The organism is Saccharopolyspora karakumensis (assembly GCF_004349225.1).
Lineage (GTDB): Bacteria > Actinomycetota > Actinomycetes > Mycobacteriales > Pseudonocardiaceae > Saccharopolyspora > Saccharopolyspora endophytica.
Map to the genome: position 1 here is coordinate 1 of NZ_SMLA01000122.1, position 1,538 is coordinate 1,538.

Annotated in this window: 2 protein-coding genes; both read left to right on the plus strand. The window is 71.7% G+C overall.

The window, feature by feature from the left end; genetic code table 11:
* A partial coding sequence (locus E1202_RS31065; RefSeq protein ID WP_207919016.1) for a cobalamin-dependent protein occupies positions 1 to 440 on the plus strand: 440 nt, incomplete at its 5' end.
* Complete coding sequence (gene meaB, locus E1202_RS31070; protein ID WP_132686872.1) at positions 440 to 1,426, plus strand: methylmalonyl Co-A mutase-associated GTPase MeaB; 987 nt, start codon at positions 440 to 442, stop codon at positions 1,424 to 1,426. The genes E1202_RS31065 and meaB, both read left to right, overlap by 1 nt.
* Positions 1,427 to 1,538 lie beyond the last annotated feature (112 nt).

The window sequence follows — 1,538 nt, forward strand, 5'->3', positions numbered from 1 at the left end:
CCCGCCGGCAGGTCGAGGACTTCGCCGAGGCCGAAGGCCGCCGACCGCGCATCCTCGTCGCCAAGATGGGCCAGGACGGCCACGACCGCGGCCAGAAGGTCATCGCCACCGCCTTCGCCGACCTCGGTTTCGACGTCGACGTGGGCCCGCTGTTCCAGACCCCCACCGAGGTCGCCCGCCAGGCCGCCGAAGCCGACGTGCACATCGTCGGGGTCTCCAGCCTCGCCGCCGGACACCTCACCCTCGTGCCCGCGCTGCGCGAGGAACTGGCCGCCATCGGCCGCGAGGACATCATGATCGTCGTCGGCGGCGTCATCCCACCCGCCGACTTCGACGCCCTCCGCCAAGCCGGGGCCTCGGCGATCTTCCCGCCCGGCACCGTCATCGCCGACGCCGCCTCCGGACTCCTCCACGAACTCCGAACCCGCCTCGAACACTGATGCCACGCAAGATCGACATCCACGACTACGCCCGGGGCGTCCTCGACGGCTCTCGCACCAAGCTCGCGCAGGCCATCACCCTGGTGGAGTCCACCCGCGCCGACCACCGCGCGCTGACCCAGGAGCTGCTCACCGAGCTGCTCCCGCACAGCGGCGGCGCGCACCGGATCGGCATCACCGGTGTGCCCGGCGTGGGCAAGTCGACGTTCATCGAGGCGCTCGGCTCGATGCTCACCGAGCAGGGGCACCGGGTCGCGGTGCTGGCCGTGGACCCGTCGTCGACGCGCAGCGGCGGCAGCATCCTCGGCGACAAGACCCGCATGGGCCGGCTCGCCTCGGACCCCTCGGCGTTCGTGCGGCCCTCGCCGTCGGCGGGCACGCTCGGCGGCGTCGCCCGCGCGACCCGCGAGACGATCCTGCTCATGGAAGCCGCCGGCTACGACGTGGTGCTGGTGGAGACCGTCGGCGTCGGGCAGTCCGAGGTGACGGTGGCCGGGATGGTCGACTGCTTCCTGCTGCTGTCGCTGGCCCGCACCGGCGATCAGCTGCAAGGGATCAAGAAGGGCGTGCTGGAGCTCGCCGACATCATCGCCGTCAACAAGGCCGACGGCGAGCACGAGAAGGAGGCCAAGAAGGCCGCCCGCGAACTCCGCAGCGCCCTGCGGCTGCTCACCCCGGTCAGCGCCTCCTGGACTCCCCCCGTCCTGACCTGCAGCGGCCTGCAATCGCTGGGCCTGGACACCCTCTGGGAGCAGATCCGCCAGCACCGCACGACGCTGTCGGAATCCGGCGAACTGGCGGCCAAGCGCAGCAGGCAGCAGATCGAGTGGACCTGGTCGATGGTCCGCGACCAGCTCATCGCCGACCTCACCCACGACCCCGAGGTCCAGTCGATCCTGCCCACCCTCGAATCCCAGGTCGCCGAGGGCACGCTCCCCCCGGCTCAAGCAGCACACACCCTCCTCAGAACCTTCCGCCACCCCTGACCGCTCCGCGGTCCCCAACTCCCCTCCGAGCGTCACCCCACCGCGCGGTTCCCGACTTCAGTGGAAATCCGGTGGGTCGGTTTCCGGCGGGGTCTGGCTCGGGCCCCGGGGG